This window comes from Cellulomonas fimi, assembly GCF_028583725.1.
Classification (GTDB): domain Bacteria; phylum Actinomycetota; class Actinomycetes; order Actinomycetales; family Cellulomonadaceae; genus Cellulomonas; species Cellulomonas fimi_B.
Genome location: NZ_CP110680.1, coordinates 1424872 through 1442702 on the forward strand (window position 1 = coordinate 1424872; position 17831 = coordinate 1442702).

Consider the following 17831-nt stretch of genomic DNA (forward strand, 5'->3'; position numbering starts at 1 on the left):
CTCAGAGGTGCTTCTCCGGGTCGCCCATGAGCTGCGCGACGTGGTCGGGCACGTACGTCGAGAGCTCGCGGGGCGGCCGCTGGTAGCCGTTCGACGCGGCGGGCCGGTCGGGCAGGTGGACCTCCTCGTGCGGCACGTCGGTGTACGGGATGGTCGACAGCAGGTGGGACATCATGTTGAGCCGCGCGTGCTTCTTGACGTCCGACTCGACGATGTACCAGGGGCACGACGGCACGTCGGTGTGCACGAGCATCTCGTCCTTGGCCCGCGAGTAGTCCTCCCACCGGCTGATCGACTCCAGGTCCATCGGGCTCAGCTTCCACTGCCGCACGGGGTCGTTCAGGCGTGACCTGAACCGGCGCAGCTGCTCCTGATCGGACACGGAGAACCAGTACTTGCGCAGCAGGATCCCGTCCTCGACGAGCATCTGCTCGAAGATCGGCGTCTGCCGCATGAACCGCGAGTACTCCTGCGGCGTGCAGAACCCCATGACCTTCTCGACGCCCGCACGGTTGTACCAGGAGCGGTCGAACAGCACGACCTCGCCCGCGGCGGGCAGGTGCGCGACGTAGCGCTGGTAGTACCACTGGCCCTTCTCGCGCTCGGTGGGCGTCGGCAGGGCCGCGATGCGCACGATGCGGGGGGAGAGGTACTCGCTGATCCGCTTGATCGTGCCGCCCTTGCCGGCCGCGTCGCGTCCCTCGAAGATCACGACGACCCGCGCACCGGTGTGCCGCACCCACTGCTGGACCTTGACGAGCTCCGCCTGGAGGCGGAACAGCTCGGCCTCGTAGACCTCGTTCGAGATCTTCCCGTCGTGGCGCTTGGCGCCCTTGCCCTTCTTCGCCATGACGGGACGTTACTGCTGGTGGCGGCCGCGCGCGGCTCGATCGCACAGTCGCCGCATCTGCGGCTCCACAACGTGTCGCGATCCGCACGTGCGGACTAGGATCGCTGCTCGTGACGCGTTTCCGGATCAGCGAGGCCGCGGAGCTGCTCGGCGTCAGCGACGACACGGTCCGCCGCTGGGTCGACGCCGGCGTCCTCGACGCGACGCCCGACGACGCGGGCCGCGCGACCGTCGACGGTGCCGCGCTCGCGGTCGTCGCCGTCGAGCGCGCGCACGCGCCCGCCGACCCGACGTCACGCGGCACGTCCGCGCGCAACCGCCTGCCCGGGCTCGTGACGCGCGTCGTGACCGACACGGTCATGGCGCAGGTCGAGATGCAGTGCGGGCCGTTCCGGGTCGTGTCGCTCATGTCCACCGAGGCGGTCCGCGAGCTCGGCCTCGAGGTCGGGTCGCTCGCGGTCGCCGTGGTGAAGGCGACGACCGTCGTGGTCGAGACGTCAGGGGGAGGTCGGTGACGGGTCGCGGCCCGCGGTCGCACGCGCTGCTCGGCGCCGTCGTCGCGCTCGTCGCGCTCGCGGGCTGCACGGCGTCGCCCGGCGCCGCACCGACCGCCGCGACGGGCGCGAGCGGGTCGGCCGACGCGCTCACCGGCACGCTCACGGTGTTCGCCGCCGCGTCGTTGAAGCCCGCGTTCGACGAGCTCACCTCCGCCTTCGCGGACGCGCACCCCGCCGTCGACGTGCGGCCCGCGACCTACGACGGGTCGTCGACGCTCGCGACGCAGCTCGTCGCGGGCGCCCGCGCCGACGTCCTCGCGTCCGCCGACGAGTCGACGATGGCGACCGTCGTCGACGCCGGCCTGGTCGAGGGCGCGCCGACCGTGTTCACGACCAACACCCTGCAGGTCGTGGTGCCGGCGGGGAACCCGCGGGGCGTCGCGTCGCTCGCCGACCTGGCCGCGCTCGCGTCGTCCGGCGGCCGCGTCGTGCTGTGCGCCGTGCAGGTGCCGTGCGGCGCCGCGTCGCAACGGGTCCTCGCCGCCGCCGGGGTGACGCTCGCACCCGCGAGCGAGGAGCAGAGCGTCACCGCGGTGCTCACCAAGGTCGCCGCGGGGGAGGCGGACGCGGGGCTCGTGTACCGGACGGACGTGCTCGCCGCGGGCGACGACGTCGAGGGCGTGGACGTCGACGAGGCCGCGGACGCCGTCAACCGGTACCCGATCGCCGTGCTCGGCACCGGCGTCCGGTCGGCGCCGGACGCCGCCGTCGCGCAGGCGTTCGTCGACCTCGTGCTGTCCGACGCGGGCCGGCGGGTGCTCGCCGCGCACGGGTTCGTCGCGCCGTGACGTCCGTCCCGGTCGAGCGCGGGCCGACGACGGGCGTCGTCGACCGGCCGGTGGGCGTCACCCCGCTGCTGCTGCGGCTGCCGGCCGCCCTCGCGCTCGGGCTCCTCGTGCTGCCCGTCGTCGCGCTCGTCGTGCGCGCCGACTGGGCGTCGTTGCCCGCCGACGTCACGTCGCCCGAGGCGGTGTCCGCGCTCGGCCTGTCGCTCGTGACGTCGACGGCGTCGACCGTGGCCTGCCTGGTGCTCGGCGTGCCGCTCGCGGTCGTGCTCGCCCGCTCGCGCGGCTGGACCGCCGACGTGCTGCGTGCGCTCGTGACGCTCCCGCTCGTGCTCCCGCCGACCGTCGGCGGCATCGCGCTGCTGTTCCTGCTCGGCCGCCGCGGGCTGCTCGGGCAGGCGCTCGACACCTGGTTCGGCCTGACGATCCCCTTCACGACGCTGGCCGTCGTCATCGCCCAGACGTTCGTCGCGATGCCGTTCCTCGTGCTCGGTGTCGAGGGCGCGCTGCGGACCGTCGGCACTCGGTACGAGACCGTCGCCGCGACGCTCGGTGCGGGGCGGTGGACGGTGCTGCGCCGCGTGACGCTGCCCCTCGTCGCGCCCGGCCTGGTGAGCGGCACCGTCCTGTGCTTCGCGCGCGCGCTCGGCGAGTTCGGAGCGACCGCCCTGTTCGCGGGCAGCACGGCCGGCGTCACGCGGACCATGCCGCTCGCGATCTACGCCGCGTTCAACGGCGCGGGGGTCTCGCAGGGCACCGCCGTCGCCCTGTCGCTCCTCCTGGTCGTCGCGGCGGTCGCCGTGCTGCTCGCCGCGCGTGCGTGGCGACCCGGGCGGGCGGCGTGAGCGGCGGGCGGACGGGCCGGGCGGACGGCCGGGGGCGGGCGTGGTGAGCGGACGGGAGGCTGCGGGCCGGACGAGCCCGCGCGCGGGATCGGCGGGTGCGCTGGTCGCGGACGTCCGGGTCCGCCGCGGCGGGTTCGTGCTCGACGCCGCCCTGCAGGTCGAGCCCGGGACGGTCGTCGCGGTGCTCGGCCCGAACGGCGCGGGCAAGTCGACGCTGCTCGACGTCCTCGCGGGCCTGCTCGTCCCGGCCGAGGGCACCGTCCGGACGGGGGAGCGGGTCCTCACGGCCGTCGCCGCCGGCGGCCGCGCGACGGTCGTGCGTCCCGAGCGCCGGTCCGTCGGGCTGCTCGGTCAGGACCCGCTCGTCTTCCCGCACCTCACCGCACGCGAGAACGTCGCCTTCGCCGTCCGGGCGCGCGGTGGCGGCGGCGGTGGCGCACGGTCCGCACGGGTCGAGGCGGACGAGTGGCTCCGCCGCGTCGACCTGGCCGGGCTCGCCGACCGCCGACCGGCCGCGCTCTCCGGCGGGCAGCGGCAGCGCGTCGCGCTCGCCCGCGCACTGGCCGCCCGCCCCGTCGCGCTGCTGCTCGACGAGCCCTTCGCCCAGCTCGACGTCCGGACCGCCGCCGCGCTGCGCGACCTGGTCCGCCGCGAGGTCCGTGAGACCCGGACGGCCGCCGTGCTGGTCACGCACGACGCGCTCGACGCGCTCACGCTCGCCGACGAGGTGCTCGTCCTGGTCGACGGCGCGGTCGTCGAGCGCGGGCGGCCCGCGGACGTGCTCGGCGACCCGGCGCACCCGTTCACGGCAGCCCTGGGCGGCACGAACCTCCTGCTCGGCACCGTCGAGGACGGCCCGTCCGGCCCGGAGCTCGTCACGGCCGACGGGCTGCGCGTCCCGTGCCCGCCGGGTGTCCCGCCCGGCGCGCCCGCCCGCCTGACGTTCGCACCGCCCGCGGTCGAGGCCCGGTCGGGTGACGAGCCGACGGCCGTCGAGGTCACGGGGGTCGCACGCTGGACGGCGCGCGTCGTCGACCTCGAACCCGGCACGACGGGCGTGCGCGTCCGCACCAGCGGCGACGTGCTCGTCGACGTCCCGCTGCCGGACCTCGCGGCGCTCGACCTGCGCGTGGGCGCACCCCTCGTCCTGACCGTCCCGCACGCCCAGCAGCGCCTGCGCCCGCGTCCCTGACGCACGTCGCCGTCCCCACGGCGCCGGCCGCGCGGGGCCACGACCTCACAGCCGCCGCCGGCACCCCGTGCGGGAAGTGTTCCCGCCGCGCAACGCAGCCGGGGGGTGGGACGAAACATGCCGTTCGTAGCGTCGCCTGCGTCCGAGCCCCCATCCCCCTCCCGGAGGTCCCCATGGCGACACCGCTCGCGACCACCGACGCCGCAGCGTCGGCCCCCACCACGACCGGCGCGACCCCCGTCGCCACCGGTGCCCCGCTCACCGTCCGCCCCGGCCGCTGGATCGACGGCTGGAACCCCGAGGACTCGGGTCAGTGGCGGTCCGTCGGCAAGGCGATCGCCACCCGCAACCTCGGGCTCTCGGTGTTCGCCGAGTTCCTCGGGTTCGCCGTCTGGGCGCTGTGGAGCATCGTCGTGCCGCAGCTCCCGGCCGCGGGCTTCGCACTCACGGTCGACCAGATGTTCTGGCTGATCGCGGTGCCGAGCCTCGTCGGCGCGTCGCTGCGCATCCCCTACACGTTCGCGGTGCCGGTGTTCGGCGGCCGGAACTGGACCATCGTGTCCGCGCTGCTGCTGCTCATCCCGACGAGCGCCCTCGCGATCGCGGTGCAGAACCCCGACACCCCGTTCGGCGCGCTGCTCGCGATCGCCGCGCTCGCGGGCGTCGGTGGCGGCAACTTCGCGTCGTCGATGGCGAACATCTCGTTCTTCTACCCGGAGGCGGAGAAGGGCAAGGCGCTCGGCCTCAACGCCGCGGGCGGCAACATCGGGACGGCCGCGGTCCAGCTCGCGGTGCCGCTGGTCATCGTCGGCGCGGCTGGCCTGCAGCTCGAGCGTGCGGGGCTCATGTTCATCCCGCTCGCGATCCTCGCGGCCTTCCTGGCGTGGCGGTTCATGGACAACCTGTCGAACGCCAAGGCCGACCCGCGGGCGTACGGCGTCGCGACGCGCGACAAGCACACCTGGATCATCTCGTTCATCTACATCGGCACGTTCGGGTCGTTCATCGGCTTCTCCGGGGCGTTCCCCACGCTGCTCAAGGGCCAGTTCCCCGAGGTCACGATGTCGATCGCGTTCGCCGGCGCGCTCGTCGGCTCGGTCGCGCGGCCGCTCGGCGGCACGCTCGCCGACAAGCTCGGCGGCGCCAAGGTGACGATCGCGGCGTTCGCGGTCATGGCGGCGGGCACGATCGGCGCGATCTTCGCGCTGCGGGCCCACCACTTCCTCGGGTTCTTCCTGTCGTTCCTGCTGCTGTTCGTCGCGACGGGCGCGGGCAACGGGTCGGTCTACCGGATGATCCCGGCGGTGTTCCGCTTCGGCGCGACCGACGAGACGCGCGCGAGCCGGGCCAAGGCCGCGGCCGGCTGCATCGGCATCGCGGGCGCGGTCGGCGCGATCGGCGGGTTCCTCGTGCCCCGCGGGTTCGCCGTCTCGACGTCACTGACCGGAAACATCCAGGCGGCACTCTGGGTGATCGTCGGGACGTACGCGGTCATGGCTCTCACCACGTGGGCGGTCTACCAGCGTCGCGGCTCGGCCTTCGGCTCCACCGTCATCTGACCTGACCCCCGATCCCCGGAGGACATCCCAGCGTGACGGCCATCGCGACCGCGCAGCACGAGCACACGGCGACGACCCAGGTCGCGACCGTGTGCTCGTACTGCGGTGTGGGCTGCGGCGTGCTGCTCGACGTCGTCGACGACGGCGCGGGCCGCACGGTCCGCAGGGCCAGCGGCGACAAGTCGCACCCGGCGAACCACGGACGTCTGTGCACCAAGGGCGCGACGACGGCCGACCTGCTCGCGGCGGGCGGGCGGCTGTCGACCGCGCTCGTCCGCCCCGAGCGGGGGGCCGAGCCGGTTCCGACGGGCGTCGACGAGGCGGTCGCGACCGTCGCGCGCCGGCTGCGCGAGATCGTCGACCGCGACGGCCCCGACGCGGTCGCGCTGTACGTGTCCGGGCAGATGAGCATCGAGGCGCAGTACCTCGCGAACAAGCTCGCGAAGGGGTACCTGCGGACCAACCAGATCGAGTCGAACTCGCGGCTGTGCATGGCGAGCGCGGGCACCGGGTACAAGCTGTCGCTGGGCTCGGACGGCCCGCCCGGGTCGTACGACGACCTCGACCACGCGGACGTGTTCCTCGTCATCGGCGCGAACATGGCCGACTGCCACCCGATCCTGTTCCTGCGGCTGCTCGACCGGGTCAAGGCGGGCGCCAAGCTCATCGTCGTCGACCCGCGCCGCACGGCCACCGCCGAGAAGGCGGACCTGTTCCTCCAGGTGCGGTCGGGCACGGACATCGCGCTGCTCAACGGCCTGCTGTACCTGCTGGTCGAGGCGGGCGCGGTCGACGAGCAGTTCGTCGCGGAGCACACCGAGGGCTGGGACGCGATGCCGCCGTTCCTCGCGGACTACCCGCCGGACGTCGTCGCGGGGATCACGGGCGTCGCGGAGGAGGACCTGCGGGCGGCGGCGGCGCTGATCGCGGGCGCGGAGAACTGGGTGTCCTGCTGGACGATGGGGCTCAACCAGTCGACGCACGGCACCTGGAACACGAACGCCCTGGTCAACCTCCACCTCGCGACGGGCGCGATCTGCCGGCAGGGGAGCGGGCCGTTCTCGCTCACAGGCCAGCCGAACGCCATGGGCGGCCGCGAGATGGGTTACATGGGGCCCGGCCTGCCCGGACAGCGCACGGTGCTCGACCCGGCGGACCGCGCGTTCGTCGAGGACCTCTGGGGCCTGCCCGACGGGACGATCCGGTCCGACGGTGTCGGGCGCGGCACGATCGAGATGTTCGGGCGCATGGCCGCGGGCGAGATCAAGGCCTGCTGGGTGATCTGCACGAACCCCGTCGCGTCCGTCGCGAACCGGCGCACCGTCATCGAGGGCCTCGAGAACGCCGAGCTCGTCGTGACGCAGGACGTCTACGCCGAGACCGAGACCAACGCGTACGCCGACGTCGTCCTGCCCGCCGCGATGTGGACCGAGGGCGACGGCGTCATGGTCAACAGCGAACGCAGCATGACGCTCGCCCGCCGCGCGCTGGACCCGCCCGGTGAGGCGCTGCCCGACTGGGTGCTGATCGCGCGCGTCGCGACCGCCATGGGCTACGACGGCTTCGCGTACGCCTCGTCGGAGGAGGTGTTCGAGGAGATCCGGCGGACCACGAACCCGCGGACCGGCTACGACCTGCGCGGCGTCACGTACGACCGGCTGCGTGCGGCTCCCGTGCAGTGGCCCTCGGCGTCCGTCGACGGGCCGGCCCGCAACCCCGTCCGGTACCGCAACGACGGCGTCCACCAGCCGCTGCTCGTGCACGAGGACGGGACCGTCCCGCGCCTGCGGTTCGCGACCCCGTCCGGCCGCGCGGTCTTCCACCCGCGCCCGCACCTGCCGGCGACGGAGATGCCGGACGACGACTACCCGTTCCTGCTCAACACCGGCCGCGTCCAGCACCAGTGGCACACGCTCACCAAGACGGGCCGCGTCGAGAAGCTCACCCGGCTCAACCCGGGCCCGTTCGTCGAGCTGCACCCGGACGACGCGTCGCGGCTCGGGGTGCTCGACGGCGCGACCGTCGAGGTCGCCTCCCGCCGCGGCCGGGCCGTCCTGCCCGCCGTCGTCACGGACCGTGTCCGCCCCGGGTCGCTCTTCGCGCCGTTCCACTGGAACGACCTGTTCGGCGAGTACCTGTCCGTCAACGCCGTCACGAACGACGCCGTCGACCCGCTGTCGTTCCAGCCCGAGCTCAAGGTGTGCGCGGTGTCCGTGACGCTCGTCGCGCCCCCGCCCGCGCCGACGCCCCGCACGTCCGTGTCAGCCGGGCCGGCTGCCACCGACGTCGAGGCGGACCCGGCCGGCTGGCCGCACGCCCCCGTCGGGCCGCCGGGCGACGAGCCCGTCACCGACGGCGCGCGGGCGATGCGCGCGCTCGCGGGAGCGCTCGGGCTCGAGGACTTCGGTCCGCCCGTGCTCGGCGACGACGAGCGCCGCTACCTGGCGGGCTTCCTCGCCGGGCTCGGCGGCGGCGACGTCACCGGCACGCCCGTGCTGCCGCCGACCGCCCCGCTCGACGGCACGTCGGCGCTCTGGGTGGACGGCTTGCTCGCGGGCATGTTCTCGCGGGCACCGCAGCCGTCCTCGCGCGGTGCGGCGCACGCCCGACCGGCCGGGGAGGCCGCGCCCGTACGGCCGCTCGTCGTGCTGTGGGCGTCGCAGACCGGCACGTCGGAGGAGATCGCGGCGCGGGTCGCGGCCCGGCTGACCGACGGCGGGCGCACGCCCGAGGTCCTCGCGATGGACGACGCCGTCGGCGCGCTGCCACGCCGGGCCGACCTCGTGGTCGTGACCAGCACGTTCGGCGACGGCGACGCGCCCGACAACGGCACGGCGTTCTGGGAGGCGCTCGCCGACCCGGAGGCGCAGCGCCTCGACGGCACGCGGTTCGCGGTCCTCGCGCTCGGCGACTCCAGCTACGACCAGTTCTGCGGGCACGGCCGGCGCGTCGACCGGCGCCTCGAGGAGCTCGGCGCGCAGCGGCTCGTCGACCGCGGCGAGTGCGAGCCGGGCGACGACGAGAGCGCCGAGCGGTGGGCCGACCGTGTCGTCGCGCTGCTCACGGGCGACGCGACGGCGGCCGACGGCGGCGACACCTCCGCGTCCGACGACGCCCCGGCCGCGGACCCGTGCGCCGAGGTCGTCGAGCGTGCGGCGACGGACCCCGACGCGGCGGCCGCAGCGCCTCCCGCACGCGCGACGCGCGCCCGACCGGGCGTCGCCCGGCTCGTCGGGAACCGCCTGCTCAACCTGCCGGGCTCCGCGAAGGAGGTCCGCGAGGTGTGGTTCGACACGTCGCAGTCGCCCGCACCGCTGCCGTACGCGGCGGGTGACGCGCTCGCGATCCGGCCGGTGAACGCCGGGTCGCTCGTCGAGGAGTGGCTCGCCGCCACGGGGACGGACGCCGACGCGCCCGTCGCCGTCGACGGGCTCGGCACCGTGCCCTTCGCGGTCGCGCTGCGCGACGAGCTCGACATCACCCGCCCGTCGCAGGACCTCCTGCGGTTCGTGCACGAGCGGTCGGGCAGCGAGCGGCTGCGCCGCCTGCTCCGCTCGGAGAACCGCAACGACCTCGCGAAGTGGCTGTGGGGCCGGCAGGCCGTCGACGTCGTCGGGGAGCTGCGCGTCGACGCGACGGCCCAGGAGTGGACCGACGTGCTGCGCCGCCTCCAGCCCCGGCAGTACTCGATCTCGTCGTCGCCGCTGGTCGACCCGCACCGCATCCGCCTGACGATGTCCGTCGTGCGGTACGAGGGCCCGTCCGGGGCGGCGCGCGGCGGGGTGTGCTCGACGTTCCTCGCCGACGCGGGCCCCGACCTGGCCGTGTCCGCGTACGTGCAGCCGTCCGCGCACTTCCACCCGCCGGCCGACCCGACGACCCCCATGGTGATGGTCGGCCCCGGCACCGGCGTCGCGCCGTTCCTCGGGTTCCTGGCCGAGCGGCGCGCGCTCGGGCACACCGGGGACAACTGGCTGTTCTTCGGCGAGCAGCACGCGGCGACGGACTTCTACTACCGCGACGAGCTCGACGCGCTGCGCTCCGACGGCCTGCTCACGCGGCTCGACACGGCGTTCTCGCGCGACCAGCGGTCGAAGGTCTACGTGCAGGACCGCATGCGCGAGCACGGCCCGCAGCTGTGGGCGTGGCTCGAGCGCGGCGCGCACGTGTACGTGTGCGGCGACGCGTCGCGCATGGCGAAGGACGTCGACGCGACCCTCCGCGAGGTCGTCGCGGTGCACGGCGGACTGGACGCGGACGACGCGGCCGCGTACGTCAAGCGCCTGTCCTCCGAGCGCCGGTACGCGCGCGACGTGTACTGACCGACACGGACGGAGGCGGATCCCGCCGCAGCGGGTCCGCCTCCGTCGTGGTGAGCGCGTGCCGTCGCCCGTCAGGGGGTCGCGCTGCAGGTCACGGTCGTGCCCGTGCCCGAGCCGGTGGCCTGGAACCCGAAGGTGGTGCGGTGCCCCGCACCGAGCCGCCCGTTCCACGCGGCGTTCCCGACGGTGACCGTGCCCGTGCTGCCGGTCGCGACGCCGTTCCACGTGTTGGTGACGGCCGCGCCGCCCGGCAGCGTGAGGCCCACGGACCACCCGTTCACCGGTGCGGTGCCTGCGCTGACGTCGACCTCGGCGACGAAGCCGCCCGGCCAGGCGTTGACCACGCGGTACGACGCGGAGCAGCCCCCGGGGCCGGACGTCGGCGTGGCCGTCGGCGTCGGCGTCACGGTCGGCGTGGGTGTCGCGGTCGGCGTGGGTGTCGGGGTGGGCGTGGGTGTCGGGGTGGGCGTCGGACCCGAGGCCCATGCCTTCTCGAGGAACGCGGCGATCGTGTCCCAGCTCGGGTTCGGCGTGCCGGTCGTGCGCGTCTCCTGGCACCCGGTCGACGTCACGACGGTCTGCCCGCCCCAGCGCGACGGGCTGAGCACGTCGGACCACGAGTGCCCGGCGCCGGGGACGGAGACGTACTGCGTGTCGAGGCACGCCGCCCGGAGCGCGGCGGCGAAGTTCGCGCTCTGCGCGGGGGGCACGATCGTGTCGCCCGAGCCGTGCAGCACCATCATCGGCGGGTCGTCACGGTCGACGTACGTCGTCGGGTTCGCGAGGCGCACGCGGTCGGGGCAGGTCTGGATCGCGCAGCCCACGAGCTGCGACGCCGGACCGCTCGGGTCGTCGTGGTCCATCTGGCCGGGGCCCGTGCGCTGGGAGTTCATCCGCAGGAAGTCGATCGGCCCGAAGAAGTCGACGCCGGCCTGCACCTCGCTCGACACACCCGTCGTGCCGAGCGTGCCCTCGAGCTCGGGGACGCCGCCGGTGAGCGCGGCCATGCTCGCGACCCATCCGCCCGACGAGTCGCCCATCGCGGCGAACCGCTGCGGGTCGAGGTTGTAGCGGGCCGCGTTGGCCCGCAGGTAGCGGATCGCGGCCTTGACGTCGTGCACCTGTCCGGGGAACTTCGCCTGCGCGCTCGACCGGACGCTCACGCCCGCGACGGCGTAGCCCTTGGCGTTGAGCGCGTTCGCCACCTGGGCCGCGCCCGACCGCCCGTTGTCGCTCAACCACGCCGACCCGCTGCTCCAGATGACGAGGGGCGTCGGACCGGTGGACGTCGGCAGGTAGAGGTCGAGCAGGTGCCCCTGGCTGCCGGCCGGCTCGGCCGGTGCGTAGGCGATGCCCGTGATCGTCTGCGCCGCGGCCGCGGGCGGCGCGGCGGTCGACGTGAGGACGCCTGTCAGCAGGAGCGCGCCGACGGCGCCCCCCGCGAGCCAGCCGCTGCGTGCTCTGGATCTCATAGGTCCCCCTGGGTCTCAGTCCGGCTTTTGTGTGACGCAAGCGTTGGCGGCAGGGCCGACATGTGTCACGTGTCGAAGGGATTCAGCACGAGGTTTCGATCACCGCGCGGACGGGTCGACGGCGTGGTCCGGGCAGTCATGGGACTCTTCCCGGGAGCCCGGCGGCACCATCCGGCCCGTCGGCCGTCCGTGCCGCCACCCGTCCCCGGAGTCCGCCGTGCCCCACGCCCTCGACCGTGAGGAGCTGCTGCCCGCCGTCGCCTTCGGCGGGGTCCGGATGCCGCGGCCACGGTCCGGCGCCGCGCCGCAGAGCCTCGCCGTCGTCCTGCTCGCCGAGCTCGGGCTCGCGCCGCGCGCGTGGTTCCCGTCCGCGGTCCTGGCCGACCTGCTGCACGACCTGGGAACCACCGAGGCAGGCGCTCGCGCGGTCGTGCGCCGCCTCGCCCGCCGCGGCGTGCTCGAGGGGCGGCGATCGGGCCGTCGGACCGAGTACCGCCTGACGGAGGCCGCCGCGGTCGCGCTCGCCCGCGGAGGCCGCGCGCAAGCGGCGTTCCCGCGCCGGGCCGAGGAGTGGGACGGCCGGTGGACGCTCGTCGCCTTCTCCGCCCCGCAGGACGCCGGGACCGAGCGCTCGATGCTGCGCGCGCGGCTGCGCTGGCGTGGGTTCGCGCCGCTGTACGACGGCGTGTGGGTGTCCCCGCAGGAGCCGGGCGACCTCGTCGAGACGGTCGTCGCGGAGACGGCGACCGCGTCGCTCACCTTGTTCCGCGCGGAGCACCTCCCCGTGCGCGACGCCGCGACCCGCGACCCCGCCGACGTCTGGGACCTCGACGCCGTCGGCGAGCAGTACGCGGCGTTCCTCGCGGCGTGGACGCCGGAGCTCGCCCGTGCGCGTGCCGGTGCGGTGCAGGGGGCCGACGCGTTGCGCGGTCGCGTCGCCGTCGCGGACGACTACCGGAGGTTCGTCGTGCTCGACCCGCGGCTGCCGGTGCGGCTCATGCCGCGGGGGTGGCCGCGTGCGGCGGCACGCCGGCTGTGCGCCGACCTCTTCGACGCCCTCGCGGATCCGACGCTCGACCACGTGCGGGCCGTCGCCGCCCGGCACGGCACCACCGTCGACGTGCGGCTGCACACGCTCGACGACCTGGCCGACGGCCGTGTCGTGGTCGCCGCGGAGCGGGCGGTCAGGTGACGGTGACGCGGACCGTGTCGTACCCCGTCGCGCCGTCCGGGATCACGCCCTCCTGGGCGCCCGTCTGCGGGCCGTCGGGGTCGAAAGCCCGCACGAACAGCTGGTGCTCGCCGGACTCGGCGGGCCACGTCCAGCGCCACTGCCGCCACGAGTCGACGCCGCCGTCGCCCGCGAGGTCCGCGTCCTGCCAGTCGCCGTCGTCGACCCGCACCTGCACGCGCACGATCCCGCGGTGCTGCGCCCACGCGGTCCCGGCGACGACGACGTCGCCCGCGTCGACCCGCGCGGACGGCCGCGGCACCTCGATGCGCGACTGCGTCTTGACGGGCCCGCGCTCCGACCAGCCGCGGTCCGTCCAGTACGCCGTCGCGGCGTCGAACCGCGTGACCTCCAGGTCGACGACCCACTTCGTCGCCGACACGTAGCCGTAGAGCCCGGGCACGACCATCCGGACGGGGAACCCGTGCTCGGCCGGGAGCGGCTCGCCGTCCATCGCGATCGCGAGCAGCGCGTCGCGGTCGTCGGTCAGCACCTCGAGCGGCGTCGACGCGGTGAACCCGTCGACGCTGCGGGAGAGCACCATGTCCGCGTCCGAGGTCGGACGGGCGCGCGCGAGCACCTCGCGGACCGGCAGCCCGAGCCAGCGCTGGTTGCCGACGAGGTCGCCGCCGACGGGGTTGGACACGCACGCGAGCGTCACCCAGGCCTCGACGAGGTCGGAGGCGAGCAGCTCGGCCCACGTGAGCTCGACCTCCTGCTCGACGAGCCCGTGCACGCGCAGCACCCACGTCTCGGGGTCGACCTGCGGGACGACGAGCGCGGTGTCGATCCGGTAGAACTCGTCGGCGGGCGTCTGCCAGGGCCCGACGCCGGCGACGTCGACCTGCACGTCCGCCGGCACGGGTGGTGCCGACCGTGTCGGCGCGGGCAGCCGCAGCGCGTCCCGGGCCGCCTGCACGCCGCGCCGCGTCCCGGTGAGTGCGCGGCCCACGACGACGGCGACGAGGCCGGCGGCGGTCGCGACGCCGGCGCCGACGAGGAAGCCCCGCCGCGACGCGCCCCGCGCCGACCCGTCCACGTCGGCCGGCGGCACGGGAGGGAACGGCGACCCCGCGACGTCCGACGCGCCCGGCGCCGCCGCGGGCGTGGGGTCGGCCGGGATCCGGCGCAGCAGTGCGCGCAGCGCGAGCAGCCCGGCGGCCGCCCCGAGGACGGCCGGCAGGGGAGCGAGCACGCCCGCGTCCGGGCGCCCCATGGCGGCGAGCCCGGCGACCGCGCCGAGCGCGACGACGACGGTCGCGCCCCACGCCCAGCGTCGGTGCGCGAGCACGCCGGCGAGCGCGGCGAGCGCCGCGAGCACGAGCACCTCGCCGAGCCCGAGCACGGTCTTGTCGGCGGTCCCGAACGTCGACGCGGCCCAGTCCTTGAGCCAGGCGGGGGTCGCGTCGACGAACGCGGCACCGACGGCGACGAGCGGGTCGGTCGACGGTCCGGTCAGCACCGCGACGAGCGAGCCGACGCCGACCGTCACCGCCCCGGCCGCGAGCCCGGCGAGCGCGGCCGCACCGTCGCTGCGTCGCACGGTCACCTCCGGGGGGTGGGCCCGCGGGGACGGCGGGCGGGACGACGGGTCGGGATCGGGGCGGGCAGCGCCCGGACGGCCGGGCACGCGGGCGGTGGGACGCGTCAGAGCGCGGGCGACCCGAGGGCGGCGGGCACGTGCGCGCCGTGACCGGCGTCGCGCAGGGCCGCCCGGACCCGCTCGGCAGCGGCGTCGAGGTCCTCCGCGGGCACGTCGTGCCGCGCGTTGGCGAAGGTCAGCGAGGACTCGTCCCACGCGGGCAGCACGTGCAGGTGCAGGTGCGGCACCTCGAACCCCGCGACGAGCAGCGCGACGCGCGGCGCCGACCACGCGGCCTGCTGTGCCTGCCCGACGACCTTGGCGACGCGCGACAGGTGCGCGAGCACGTCGTCGGGGGCCTGCGTGAGCTCGACGATCTCGTCACGCGGCACGACGAGCGTGTGCCCGTCGGTGATCGGCGCGATGGTCGTGAACGCGACGGCGACGTCGTCCGCCCACACGAACCGGCCGGGGATCTCGCCGCCGATGATCCTGGTGAAGAGCGTCGTCATGGGGCCACGCTAGGCGCTCGCGCGGGATCCGGGACCCCGTCGCCGGCCTCAGACCGCGGTCGGGGTGCCGCGCAGCGCGTCGGTGAGCTTCATCCGGCCGCCGGAGTGCAGGACCGCGTTCCCGTAGACGCGCCCCGCGAACCACACGAGCAGCGGCACGAGCGCGAGCGACAGCCCGGCGGCGACGAGGATCTCCCAGGTCTCGACGGCGCCGAGCGCGACGCGCACGGGCATGATCATCGGCGCGCAGAACGGCACGAACGACAGCGCTGTGACGAGCGCGTTGTCGGGGTCCCACGGCGTCACCGAGATCGCCAGGATGTACGGCACGCCCATGACGAACAGGACCGGCGAGATCACGGAGCCGACGTCCTCCTGCCGCGAGACCAGCGCGGCGAGCGCGGCGAGCAGCAGCGCGTACATGAGGAAGCCGATGACGAACCACACGAGCGCCCACGCGGCGGTCGCACCGAAGTCGAGCGTGGTCGAGTCGAGCAGCCCGAACGCCCACGCGGTCCCGCCGCCCGCGAGGACCACGAGGGCGACCTGCCCGAGCCCGATGACGCCGATCCCGAGCACCTTGCCGGCCATGAGGTGCCACGGTCGGACGGTCGCGAGCAGCAGCTCGACGACGCGGCTGGTCTTCTCCTCGACGACGCCCTGCGCGACGAGCTGACCGGCGGTCATGAGACCGATGAACAGCAGGATCCCGGCGAGGTACCCGGCGATGATCTGGGCGCCGTCGACCTCGGGCGGCGAGCCGAGCGTCGTGACCGACGGAGCGGCCCCGGCGACCTCGCCCGCGACCTCCGCGGGGTCGCCGCCCAGGTCGGTGACGGCCCCGGCGAGCGCGACCTGCTGCGCGAGCGACGCGAGGACGGGCTGCAGCGGCTCGGGCACGGAGTCCTGGACGACGACGGTGAGCTCGGGGTCGACGCCGGTGACGAGCACGTCGACGTCGCCCGCCGTGACGAGGTCCTCACCCTCGTCCGTCCCGCCGACGTCGCGCACCTCGACGGGCACGCCCGCGGCCTGTGCGGTCGCGACGAGCGGGTCGGTCACCCCGGACGCGTCCGCCGTGACGCCGACGACCTGCGCCTCGGGCTCCCGGTTGCCGACCAGGCCGGCGACGACGCCCGCGAGCACGACGGCGCCGACGAGCGCGAGCGTGGTCCACAGGAACGGCTTCGACCGCAGGCGGGTGCTGATCTCGCGACCGGCGACGAGCCGGACGGCGGCACCCGGGGTCAGGTCGGTGTCGTGCGGCGTGGTCATGCGCGGGCTCCCGCCTGCTCGGGGGTCTCGGCGGTGACGACGTGCCGGTACAGCTCGGTGAGGGTCGGCCGCACGACCGCGAACTCGCGCACGGGCCCGGCGGCGAGCGCGGCGCGCAGCAGCTGCTGGTCGACGTCGTCGGGTGCGCCGGCGACCGCCTCGACGACGACGCGACCCGCGTCCACGCCGTCGGACAGGCGTGCCGTGGGAACCGAGGGCAGCCAGTCGGCGGGCGGGGGCCCGTCGACGACCCACCGCCGGTCCCCGGTGCTGCGGAGCTCGTCGATCCCGCCGACGGCGACCATCGACCCGGCGCGGACGATCCCGACCCGGTCGGACAGCCGCTCGACGAGCTCGAGCTGGTGCGAGGAGAAGATGACCGGCACGCCGCCCGCGGCCTGCTCCCGGAGCACGCCGCTCATGACGTCGACGGCGACGGGGTCGAGGCCCGAGAACGGCTCGTCGAGGACGAGGATGTCGGGGCGGTGCACGAGCGCGGCGGCGAGCTGCACGCGCTGCTGGTTGCCCAGCGACAGCTTGAGCACCTCGTCGTCGCGGCGGGCGGCGACGCCCAGCACCTCGGTCCAGTGCTCCATGGACGCACGAGCGGCGCCGGGGTCGAGCCCGTGCAGCCGCGCGAGGTAGACGAGCTGCTCGCCGACCTTCATGCGCGGGTACAGGCCGCGCTCCTCGGGCATGTAGCCGATCCGCCGCCGCACGGCGTGGTCGACGGGCCGGCCGTCCCACGTCACGGTGCCGGAGTCGGCGGCGAGCACGCCGACCGCGATCCGCATCGTCGTGGACTTGCCGGCGCCGTTGGAGCCGACGAACCCGAAGATCTCGCCGGCGCGCACGTCGAACGTCATGCCCCGCAGGGCCTGCACGTCGCCGTACGCCTTGGTCAGCGCGTCGAACGCGAGGGTGGCCACGGACCGATCCAAGCAGAGCTCCCGCGGCTCTCCCTCCGTCTTCGGGTGGAGATCAGCCGTCCCGCTCGTGCGCGAGGCGCTGCAGCGCGAGGACCGTGTTCCAGTTGCGTGCGGTCCCGACGCGGCCCGCGGCGCGCGACAGCACGTCGATCGTCAGCCTCGAGCGGCCCTGCCCGTGCGGGTAGTACGCGTACGTCTCGCGACCGTGCCAGACGACGACCTCGTCGCCGTACCGCGACGCGTCGAACTCGCGCACGGACGCGACGTCGGGCACGTCGTCCCAGCAGACGACGGCGAGGTGCGACGGGTCCTCCCGCGCCTGCGCGGGGAAGGGCAGCACGCCGACGACGCGGTCCCACTCGGCCGTGGTGCGCGCGATCACGGGCACGTCGAACCCGCACTCCTGCGCGAGCGCGTGCGACAGCCCGGCGGCGACGTCGGACGCGGACGCGCCGCCCGCGGGCACCAGCACGACGTTCCCGCTGTTCACGTAGGTGGCGACCTGCTGGTGGCCGAGGCCCTCGGCGACGGCGCGCAGCTGCGCGGCCTTCACGGTGCGGCCCCCGACGTTGACGGCCCGGAGCAGGGCGATGACGGCGCTCATGGCGCCCAGCCTCGCACCCGGGTCCGACGCCCGCCGGGCTCACAGGCCCGCGCCGCTGCGAGTGAGAGAACCGTTCCGTCGAGGTAACGCGCGCGCACCCGTGGACGAAACACGCG

At 75.2% G+C, this 17831-nt stretch carries 14 protein-coding genes; 7 read left to right on the top strand and 7 right to left on the bottom strand.

Annotated elements, in window-relative coordinates; all coding sequences use genetic code 11:
* Nucleotide 1: 1 nt before the first annotated feature.
* Nucleotides 2-850: a polyphosphate kinase 2 gene (ppk2, locus tag OOT42_RS06600; protein ID WP_273654091.1), complete on the bottom strand. Its 849-nt coding sequence runs from the start codon at nucleotides 848-850 to the stop codon at nucleotides 2-4.
* Between the two features lie 110 nt (nucleotides 851-960).
* Here ppk2 and OOT42_RS06605 point away from each other — a divergent pair, with 110 nt between their 5' ends.
* From OOT42_RS06605 to OOT42_RS06630, 6 genes are all read left to right on the top strand, one after another.
* Complete coding sequence (locus OOT42_RS06605) at nucleotides 961-1365, top strand: TOBE domain-containing protein (protein WP_273654092.1); 405 nt, start codon at nucleotides 961-963, stop codon at nucleotides 1363-1365.
* Nucleotides 1362-2195 carry a molybdate ABC transporter substrate-binding protein gene (gene modA, locus OOT42_RS06610; protein ID WP_273654093.1) on the top strand — a complete coding sequence of 278 codons (834 nt, stop codon included), beginning with the start codon at nucleotides 1362-1364 and terminating at the stop codon, nucleotides 2193-2195. The genes OOT42_RS06605 and modA overlap by 4 nt, the downstream gene beginning before the upstream one ends.
* The gene (locus OOT42_RS06615) at nucleotides 2192-3037 is read left to right on the top strand and encodes an ABC transporter permease (RefSeq protein WP_423775970.1); all 846 of its coding nucleotides are present in this window, start codon (nucleotides 2192-2194) and stop codon (nucleotides 3035-3037) included. The genes modA and OOT42_RS06615 overlap by 4 nt, the downstream gene beginning before the upstream one ends.
* Nucleotides 3038-3080: 43 nt before the next feature.
* On the top strand, nucleotides 3081-4229 hold the full coding sequence (locus OOT42_RS06620) for a sulfate/molybdate ABC transporter ATP-binding protein (RefSeq protein ID WP_273654094.1): 1149 nt from the start codon (nucleotides 3081-3083) through the stop codon (nucleotides 4227-4229).
* A 173-nt stretch (nucleotides 4230-4402) separates the two neighbouring features.
* Nucleotides 4403-5788: an MFS transporter gene (locus OOT42_RS06625; RefSeq protein WP_273654095.1), complete on the top strand. Its 1386-nt coding sequence runs from the start codon at nucleotides 4403-4405 to the stop codon at nucleotides 5786-5788.
* A gap of 32 nt (nucleotides 5789-5820) precedes the next feature.
* The gene (locus OOT42_RS06630; protein ID WP_273654096.1) at nucleotides 5821-10110 is read left to right on the top strand and encodes a bifunctional nitrate reductase/sulfite reductase flavoprotein subunit alpha; all 4290 of its coding nucleotides are present in this window, start codon (nucleotides 5821-5823) and stop codon (nucleotides 10108-10110) included.
* 71 nt (nucleotides 10111-10181) lie between these two features.
* Here the strand turns inward: OOT42_RS06630 and OOT42_RS06635 are convergent, their stop codons facing one another.
* A complete protein-coding gene (locus OOT42_RS06635) occupies nucleotides 10182-11582 on the bottom strand; it encodes a cellulose binding domain-containing protein (RefSeq protein ID WP_273654097.1) in 1401 nt (466 codons plus the stop codon).
* A gap of 217 nt (nucleotides 11583-11799) precedes the next feature.
* Here OOT42_RS06635 and OOT42_RS06640 point away from each other — a divergent pair, with 217 nt between their 5' ends.
* Nucleotides 11800-12774 (top strand): PaaX family transcriptional regulator C-terminal domain-containing protein, encoded by a 975-nt coding sequence (locus tag OOT42_RS06640; RefSeq protein WP_273654098.1) that lies wholly within the window; start codon nucleotides 11800-11802, stop codon nucleotides 12772-12774.
* On the opposite strand, the gene OOT42_RS06645 is transcribed toward OOT42_RS06640, so the two are convergent.
* From OOT42_RS06645 to OOT42_RS06665, 5 genes are all read right to left on the bottom strand, one after another.
* Nucleotides 12767-14362 (bottom strand): molybdopterin-dependent oxidoreductase, encoded by a 1596-nt coding sequence (locus tag OOT42_RS06645; protein ID WP_273654099.1) that lies wholly within the window; start codon nucleotides 14360-14362, stop codon nucleotides 12767-12769. The two genes, OOT42_RS06640 and OOT42_RS06645, sit on opposite strands and share 8 nt — an antisense overlap.
* Nucleotides 14363-14460: 98 nt before the next feature.
* Nucleotides 14461-14907, bottom strand: coding sequence for an HIT family protein (locus OOT42_RS06650; protein ID WP_273654100.1), 447 nt, complete (start codon nucleotides 14905-14907; stop codon nucleotides 14461-14463).
* A gap of 48 nt (nucleotides 14908-14955) precedes the next feature.
* Nucleotides 14956-16182: an ABC transporter permease gene (locus OOT42_RS06655; protein WP_273654101.1), complete on the bottom strand. Its 1227-nt coding sequence runs from the start codon at nucleotides 16180-16182 to the stop codon at nucleotides 14956-14958.
* Entirely contained in the window at nucleotides 16179-17111 is a 933-nt protein-coding gene (locus tag OOT42_RS06660; RefSeq protein WP_273654102.1) for an ABC transporter ATP-binding protein, read from the bottom strand. Before OOT42_RS06660 ends, OOT42_RS06655 begins: the two co-directional genes overlap by 4 nt.
* Nucleotides 17112-17163: 52 nt before the next feature.
* Nucleotides 17164-17715 (bottom strand): DUF1697 domain-containing protein, encoded by a 552-nt coding sequence (locus OOT42_RS06665; RefSeq protein WP_273654103.1) that lies wholly within the window; start codon nucleotides 17713-17715, stop codon nucleotides 17164-17166.
* Between the last annotated feature and the right edge of the window lie 116 nt (nucleotides 17716-17831).

Coding starts and splice junctions, on each gene's coding strand:
- OOT42_RS06650 (WP_273654100.1), bottom strand. CDS start 14,907: ATGACGACGCTCTTCACCAGGATCATCGGCGGCGAGATCCCCGGCCGG.
- OOT42_RS06635 (WP_273654097.1), bottom strand. CDS start 11,582: ATGAGATCCAGAGCACGCAGCGGCTGGCTCGCGGGGGGCGCCGTCGGC.
- OOT42_RS06655 (WP_273654101.1), bottom strand. CDS start 16,182: ATGACCACGCCGCACGACACCGACCTGACCCCGGGTGCCGCCGTCCGG.
- ppk2 (WP_273654091.1), bottom strand. CDS start 850: ATGGCGAAGAAGGGCAAGGGCGCCAAGCGCCACGACGGGAAGATCTCG.
- OOT42_RS06665 (WP_273654103.1), bottom strand. CDS start 17,715: ATGAGCGCCGTCATCGCCCTGCTCCGGGCCGTCAACGTCGGGGGCCGC.
- OOT42_RS06625 (WP_273654095.1), top strand. CDS start 4,403: ATGGCGACACCGCTCGCGACCACCGACGCCGCAGCGTCGGCCCCCACC.